This is a genomic window from Tateyamaria sp., assembly GCF_039945315.1.
Lineage (GTDB): Bacteria > Pseudomonadota > Alphaproteobacteria > Rhodobacterales > Rhodobacteraceae > Tateyamaria.
The window spans coordinates 1-4,294 of the sequence record NZ_JBDUXB010000023.1 but is presented as its reverse complement, the minus strand read 5'-3'; the positions used below and the strand labels follow the sequence as shown (position 1 = coordinate 4,294).

Genomic DNA, 4,294 nt, shown 5'->3' with positions numbered 1-4,294 from the left:
AGGGAAACGGACGTACATCATAACCGCCAGTCGGATAATCTCATGGCTCGTTTTGAAATAGCGAAACGGATCAAGATTGGTCATCCGGCGAGGTTACAAACCCGCCCTGCCTGCCTCAACACGGTTTCCTCTGACAGTGCCTCTCAAGTGCTCGGTTAAGAGAGGGTCAAAAGGATCGCTTTGTTTTAGTCGATGAGACGACCTCTCCATCGAAACTTTTCACCTTCGATCGCGATCAGCACGTTAAGGTAAAACGTGATAAGTTGCCCACTGATCAGCCCGACAACGAGCATGATTTGAGGCAGGCTATGCACTTCATCATGCAAATACAAAAACTCACCAAGGCAAATGGCAATGACCGTGAGTGACGCTGGTACAACGAAACGCAGAGTAATCATGGTGAGACCGGCAAAGATCAATGCCAAAATCAGCATGACATCCAAGCCGAAGGAAGCTTGAACGTCATGCGAGTGATCAGACCAATAGAAATGGGCTCCAAACTGCCGCCAGAGGATTTTCAGTAAACCGAAAGAAATTGCCGCATATCCGGTGAGGATTGCGGAGACATAGCCAGCGCTTCTCATTTTGTACTCCCGTTACAAGCGCCCCCCGGTGCAGGTTCACAGTCGCAAACAGAATAGCTTTCGTCGATTGAGAATGCTGCAGCTCCGCACCTGCAAAAAGAGGTGTTCAGTTAGAAAAGCAACTACGGAGGAATTCAATTCCAATGCGAACATCAGGATCCAAGCGCCGCCTTTCATGATATGACACCCAAACAGGAAGATAACTGATCGAGTGTTCGGTATTCAATGGAACCAATTCGGGATCAGATTCCGCAAACTTTATCGGCAAACACACTGCAAGCGGCATGGTTTTCAGGAACGATCTTAAAAAATGAAGACCAGAGGCCTTCAGTCTTGGCCGGCCAAACAGGTTTTCCAAAAGAGTCGAACACTCTGTTTCAACAGTCCCCTGTTGAGGCAATGTGACGTATCCTTTCGGACCATTTTCCCACTTCTTGTTGTAATAGACATGATAACCAAGTTCCCCGAGTTGGGTACGCACCAACCGACCCTCGGTTGGTTTCTTGAATCCAACAAGAAGATCGACTTCGCCAAAAGCAACTGAACGTTCTTCATCTACAAATTCGATTTCGAGCGTGGGATTGCTGGTCAAAAATTCAGCTAAATGGGGGTTCGCTATGCTGACAAGAACCTGCAGACCTATGGAAATTCGCAGTGTTCTTGCGGCGGGCGGTTCCTCGCCGTCACGAGCGTCGTTTGCAAAGAATTCCGTATCGAACTGATCCGCAAGCGCAATAAGCGGCTTTGCCCTAAGCGTTGGCTCCAATTTCGTGCCGCGCCGGACAAACAAAGTGGCACCGATTTCCTCAGTAAGGCGCTCCAACCGTCGCGAGACTGTTGTTGTGTTCATCTCAAGTGCTTGCGCTGCCGAGGTCATTGTTTTGTATCGGCTGAGCGCGAGTAAAATTCTTAAGTCATCCCAATTCTTCATTCGCCCCCTAACGCCACCATCGCTACACGTCACTTGAGTTCCGAGTTTTAATTTTCTTGAAACCACCTACCGTAAGTAAGAAGTGGCCCATGTCGACATAGATCAACCTCTGGCAGATCAACCCTTGGTAGATTAGTTTTGAGTAAATTTTCGGCGGCATCAAGGATCGAACAGAGCTAAAAATAGTATTAATGACTATCGTCAAACGTAAGAGTGTCCCCAACCAGAGTCAAAAACATAATGTCCAAGGATCGGGCTTACACAGAAATCTGCATGATTCTTAGCGGCCCCCTTCGTCGCAATTCTCTGAACTCAACAGAGTGAGCACGACGGCAGATGCCAGAAATACGGCACTGCCCACAGCGCTATAAACTGCGATGAGAGGCAACAACCGCATGCCTAACGCAAAAGCGCAGACTGCGGCGGCCAACCCAAAGAACATGCCCAAGGCGAGACACAACAAAAATAGTGGCGGTGTTGGAGTCACCTCACTGGTGATGTCGTTTTCAATGCAGTCAACACCGTCGGTGTATTCGTGCACGGACCCGACTTGGGCATGCTCATGGAGGGACCCCGGATCTGCTCGCAACGACGACATGTCGCGCGCAGAAGAACTGCCGCCACTGATTGTCTCACTTTGTTCGAATGTTTTTGCAAAATCGTTTCGCGATTGTTCAGGTAGGCCGCAAATTGCGACCGCCCGGGGGTCCAGCCTCTGGCTCATTTCTAATCCTCAACACGGCCCCCACGAAAAACCTGCCATCATTTGCACAAAGTCCAAAGTGTGTTTGTTGCAGCTTAGGAACTGCAAAAATGTCAAAGCAACAGATAATCCAAGTTTAAGAAAACCTGAATTGAAAGACTTTTGAAGTTTGAAGTTTTCCTTTCCAGTTTCCCGCGTACTGGGCCTGCAAGTTGTCATGGATTTAAAACAGTAGCTTAGCGGAAGAATCTGAAAATTTTTTCTGACATAATCAGAAACCACCGACGGAAAAACTCAGGCCTCGCTTAGGATGAAAAAGGGTATGATCCGTGCAGGGTTGCAGTTCTGCAAGTGCAGTCTTGCACCAGGCCCTGTTTAATAATCGCTCAAGATCACTAAACTTAAGGTAGAAAAGATCACTAAACTTAAGGTAGCAAAGGCTAATTAAAAATTATTTCGTAAAGATGTTGAGGCAAAAAATAACAAAAATGAAGGGCAGAAAATTATGTTGTCACACTGGGACGATTTCAAATACCTGTTGGCGCTTGAGCAAACAGGCAACCTCGTTAACGCAGCCAAGTCTCTGAAAACAAACCCGACTACTGTTTCGCGTAAAATCAAGCGATTATCAGAAACGTATCAGCGTACACTTGTCTCTCGAACGGGCAATGGTGAATGGGAACTGACCGAACAAGGACGAGCCTTCGCAACCGCGGCAAGGCTCTGCCAGAATGAAATTTCGCGTTTGGACGGCCCTGCCGAAGCCAATGACAAGCAAGACATCACGGTTTCAACAGTTGATTTCGTTGCAGAGACCTTTCTGGCGCCGAAAATCGGCGAGCTTCCCCTTCACCGGAAGAAAATTTCGCTGACGCTCGAAGCGACCGACAGGAATGTAAGCCTCGCCTACGGAGAGGCGGATCTTGCCATAAGATTGGGGCGACCAAAGCAAGGTCGGCTAGTGGTTTCCAGGATCGGCACGATCGAAATGGGGATTTATGCCAGCGAACGCAACTTCGGAAATGCCTGGGTAGGACTGCCCGCCTGTTTCGATTGGGTGCCTGAGATGCAAGCGGGATTCGAATTTTTTGGCGGGGCACCGGCCATTCGCATGTCAACATTCCACTGCATCCGCAGTGCTGCAGTTGAACGCGGACTGCCTTGCGTCGGTCCAGCATCGATGCTGGAGAATTGGAATGGACTGAAGAAAATCGATAAAGACAGGCCGCAACCCTTCAGGGAAGTCTGGAGCGTCCATCACGAAGACCGGCGCCACGATGAACTTCTGCTTCAGGTGAAGGACTGGGCACGTGCTTGCTTCGTCAGTAAAATGGAGACAGTCGCGGCATAACTAATTTACATCAATACAATACAGGCACTGTTCGGAATTTCGCCAAGCTATTCTTTCGTACAGTTGATTTATGATACTATTATCTTGTTAAAGGCAGCGTGTAACCAGTAAGGTGCGAGCGATGTTAGATCTATTCGCCTTCTCGATGATATTTTCCGCTCTGATGATCGTAGAGCTTTTCGTTAACAAAGTCGGGTTGTGCAAGCGCACCAGATAGTTTGACTTCGCGGGTACTTTTTCTCGGGACTTTCCGAGAAAAAGTCAGCGGTGTTGGAAGCAGATTGTGGGCAGCCTTGGCTTTGTTGCACAAACCGGGTTGTGATCGCACTTCCGCTTTCCCCAGACAGACACATCCTACGGGCTCTGTGACGGGTATGCCAAGAGCGGTGTAGCTGTTAAGAACGGCAACGCGGACCTGGATTTCCGCGACCTGCCGATCAAAGTCTCTTACCATCAGGGATTGGCCAAGAAGTTTGATGCAATTCATCTTGGCCTCGACGCGGCTTCGGCGGTGATATCCGCTCCATTGCCGCCACAGTGCTAGGCCCAGATAGCGCGATGCGTTGACCGCTTCGTTTCGGGGGTGCTGGCAGACTAATTCGAACCAGTCTCTACAAGGACAGTGACACTGTCCATTAACTCGCGCCAAGACCACGCCACTCAGCCAGAGCGGCGGCGCGGTTGAGCTTGAAATTTGGTCTCGTTGAAAGGCTGCGTTCCTGATT

The 4,294-nt window shown here is 49.3% G+C and carries 4 protein-coding genes and 3 pseudogenes; 1 reads left to right on the top strand and 6 read right to left on the bottom strand.

Annotated features, from left to right (window positions below; genetic code table 11):
- The 4 genes and pseudogenes from ABJD00_RS06430 to ABJD00_RS06415 all read right to left on the bottom strand — a co-directional run.
- A pseudogene (locus tag ABJD00_RS06430) lies at nucleotides 1-84 on the bottom strand (IS6 family transposase); the annotation flags it as partial.
- 101 nt (nucleotides 85-185) lie between these two features.
- Nucleotides 186-584, bottom strand: coding sequence for a hypothetical protein (locus ABJD00_RS06425; RefSeq protein ID WP_413848818.1), 399 nt, complete (start codon nucleotides 582-584; stop codon nucleotides 186-188).
- Nucleotides 585-690: 106 nt separating this feature from the next.
- The gene (locus ABJD00_RS06420) at nucleotides 691-1,515 is read right to left on the bottom strand and encodes a LysR family transcriptional regulator (protein ID WP_413848816.1); all 825 of its coding nucleotides are present in this window, start codon (nucleotides 1,513-1,515) and stop codon (nucleotides 691-693) included.
- 280 nt (nucleotides 1,516-1,795) lie between these two features.
- The gene (locus ABJD00_RS06415; protein WP_413853680.1) at nucleotides 1,796-2,056 is read right to left on the bottom strand and encodes a hypothetical protein; all 261 of its coding nucleotides are present in this window, start codon (nucleotides 2,054-2,056) and stop codon (nucleotides 1,796-1,798) included.
- Between the two features lie 667 nt (nucleotides 2,057-2,723).
- On the opposite strand from ABJD00_RS06415, the gene ABJD00_RS06410 reads away from it, so the two are divergent.
- Complete coding sequence (locus ABJD00_RS06410; RefSeq protein ID WP_413848812.1) at nucleotides 2,724-3,569, top strand: LysR family transcriptional regulator; 846 nt, start codon at nucleotides 2,724-2,726, stop codon at nucleotides 3,567-3,569.
- Between the two features lie 352 nt (nucleotides 3,570-3,921).
- Here the strand turns inward: ABJD00_RS06410 and ABJD00_RS06405 are convergent.
- Together ABJD00_RS06405 and ABJD00_RS06400 are read right to left on the bottom strand one after the other, a co-directional pair.
- Nucleotides 3,922-4,149: pseudogene (locus tag ABJD00_RS06405) on the bottom strand (IS5/IS1182 family transposase); the annotation flags it as partial.
- Between the two features lie 55 nt (nucleotides 4,150-4,204).
- Nucleotides 4,205-4,294: pseudogene (locus ABJD00_RS06400) on the bottom strand (IS6 family transposase); the annotation flags it as partial.

Coding starts and splice junctions, on each gene's coding strand:
- ABJD00_RS06425 (WP_413848818.1), bottom strand. CDS start 584: ATGAGAAGCGCTGGCTATGTCTCCGCAATCCTCACCGGATATGCGGCA.
- ABJD00_RS06420 (WP_413848816.1), bottom strand. CDS start 1,515: ATGAAGAATTGGGATGACTTAAGAATTTTACTCGCGCTCAGCCGATAC.
- ABJD00_RS06410 (WP_413848812.1), top strand. CDS start 2,724: ATGTTGTCACACTGGGACGATTTCAAATACCTGTTGGCGCTTGAGCAA.